Below are 2,482 nucleotides of genomic sequence, written 5' to 3' on the forward strand. Positions count from 1 at the left end.
ACACGACGACTAACAGATGCACGAGGATGATGGGGAGGGTGAAGCATGAAGTTTTATACAATCAAGCTACCAAGATTTCTGGGTGGATTCGTCAAAGCCATTCTGAATACATTCCAGAAAAGCTGAATTTCACGTAACGTACACACAGGATGCAAAATGAAGAGCAAGGTACGCAGGGCATGCTTCCCGGGCACAATAACAGACTGGTAGCTCGGCAGCAAACGGCAGGAACGCGCGGGAAGATGCCTGACATTTTGACATCATGGATCGAATGGACGTAACATTTTGAATAACCAAAAAAGCACCCGTTTAAAACGAGGTGCCTTTTGTTTATAACGTTATTTTTTTGCGACTACACGCGAGTCACTTTACCGGCTTTCAATGCACGAGTGCTGACATAAACGCGTTTCGGTTTACCGTTAACGAGAATACGAACTTTCTGTACGTTGACGCCCCAAGTACGGCGATTACGGTTGTTAGCGTGAGATACGTGGTTACCGGTGCCAGGCTTTTTGCCTGTTACAGAACATTTACGAGACATGATTCCACCTCCTATTCTGAAAATAACCAAGTTCCGTATGGAACGGGTCGCTCTTCAGGCCGACTGGGTCAGTCGGACTTTGTAAGTCACTAACCTGAACAAAACAATACTTATATATAATATCATAGTCAAAAAAGCTCCGTCAACCGATTCAAAAACTTTATTTATTTCTCTTACGCATTATAGTACAATATGGGATAGCTATTGCTGTGATTATTCTTGTAATTGTTGGAATGTGAATTCTTATTCCAGTCATGCCGGACAGATCAGAGGCGGAACCATATTTATCATTCCAGCCGATGTTTCAGTGTCGGGTGGTTGACTGGTTTTTCATATATATGACCTGTGGAAGGCTGATCAGGCCGTGAGTACGAAAAGCTTACGAAAGTGTGACATTCGTATTCGTCGTCTGGCTTTAGTATAATTCAATTGAACCTGTCCGCACAGATGAACATGACGATGCGGAAGGTTGATGGCAAAACAAGTGTATTAAGCTAGGAAGGGGAATTCTCTTGAGTAATCGTTCTTTGAATGGAACAGATTTTACCGCAATGGTTTTAGCCGGGGCGGAACAATTACAGCAGCATGCGGAACACGTCAATTCACTTAATGTATTTCCGGTGCCGGACGGTGACACAGGAACTAACATGAATTTGACGATGAGCGCGGGCGTAACGGAATTAAAGAGGGGGGATTCTTCCTCCATCGGTGTCATGTCCGGCATATTATCCAAAGGTTTGCTGATGGGAGCCCGCGGCAATTCAGGGGTTATCCTGTCTCAGTTGTTTCGTGGCTTTAGCCGTTACGCTGCCCCATACGAGGAATTGAATACCCTTCAGTTCGCATCGGCATTGCAGAGCGGGGTGGATGCGGCCTACAAGGCGGTGGTTAAGCCGGTGGAGGGTACAATTCTTACCGTGGCGAAGGAAGCGGCCAAGCATGCTGTGTTTTTTTCACGCCGGACAAATGACATTACTGAACTGATGGAAGAAGTGCTTGCCAAAGCGAAGGAAACGCTTGCCATGACGCAGGACATGCTTCCGGTACTGAAGCAAGTTGGGGTTGTGGACTCGGGTGGACAAGGATTTGTGTATATTTATGAAGGGTTCATGCAGCATCTTGGAAGCGGTTTGGTGACAGCTCCAATTGTAAAAGGGGAGAATGCACGCACTGCTTATGCTCCTCATGTATCCGAGAGACCGACAGCGCAAGCGATTGCTCCTTCACCGGATGCACCGATTTCGGCGCAGGCGAAGCTTGAAACGGAAAATATTGAATTTTTATATGATATGGAATTTTTTATTAATCGACAATTGGGAGAAGCCCAAGGTACGGACTTTGATGAGGAAGCCTTCCGGAAAGCGTTATCTGTGGATGGAGACTCTATCATTGTTATTTCTGACGATGATGTTATTAAGGTTCATGTTCATTCCAAGGCTCCGGGCGAAGTGTTGAATCTAGCGCTACGTTACGGGGAAATTACACAGATCCGTATTCTGAATATGCGCGAGCAGCATCGTGATTTGTTGTCTGCGGGTATGGATGGCGCTCCTGAGCCTGAGTGGTTTGCTGAAATACCAGCAGAGCCTGCACGTGAGGAGGAGCCATCTGAGCCACCGGCTCATGAGCTGGCACCCTATGGTTTCATAGCAGTGGCTTCAGGCGAAGGGATTGCTGATATTTTCAGAAGCTTAGGTGTGGATGTTGTCCTTTCCGGTGGTCAGACGATGAATCCAAGTACGGAAGACTTTGTTAATGCGGCTCGCTCGATTGCGGCTCAGCACATTTTTATCCTGCCGAATAATTCCAATATTATTCTGGCGGCAGAGCAGGCCCGTGAACTGCTGGAGATGGAGCGCCTGGTGTCGGTTATTCCGAGCAAGACGATTCCTCAGGGTATTGCTGCGGCATTCGCTTTTCAGGAGGAAGAAGCCTTTGAGG

At 47.0% G+C, this 2,482-nt stretch carries 3 protein-coding genes; 2 read left to right on the top strand and 1 reads right to left on the bottom strand.

Features of this window, described 5'->3' with window-relative positions:
- Positions 1-45 precede the first annotated feature (45 nt).
- On the top strand, positions 46-126 hold the full coding sequence (gene spoVM / locus QD47_RS29300; RefSeq protein ID WP_014282289.1) for a stage V sporulation protein SpoVM: 81 nt from the start codon (positions 46-48) through the stop codon (positions 124-126).
- Between the two features lie 226 nt (positions 127-352).
- On the opposite strand, the gene rpmB is transcribed toward spoVM, so the two are convergent.
- Complete coding sequence (rpmB, locus tag QD47_RS29305; protein ID WP_014282288.1) at positions 353-541, bottom strand: 50S ribosomal protein L28; 189 nt, start codon at positions 539-541, stop codon at positions 353-355.
- A gap of 512 nt (positions 542-1,053) precedes the next feature.
- On the opposite strand from rpmB, the gene QD47_RS29310 reads away from it, so the two are divergent.
- A partial coding sequence (locus QD47_RS29310) for a DAK2 domain-containing protein (RefSeq protein ID WP_044649440.1) occupies positions 1,054-2,482 on the top strand: 1,429 nt, incomplete at its 3' end.

Source organism: Paenibacillus terrae, from assembly GCF_000943545.1.
Lineage (GTDB): Bacteria > Bacillota > Bacilli > Paenibacillales > Paenibacillaceae > Paenibacillus > Paenibacillus terrae_A.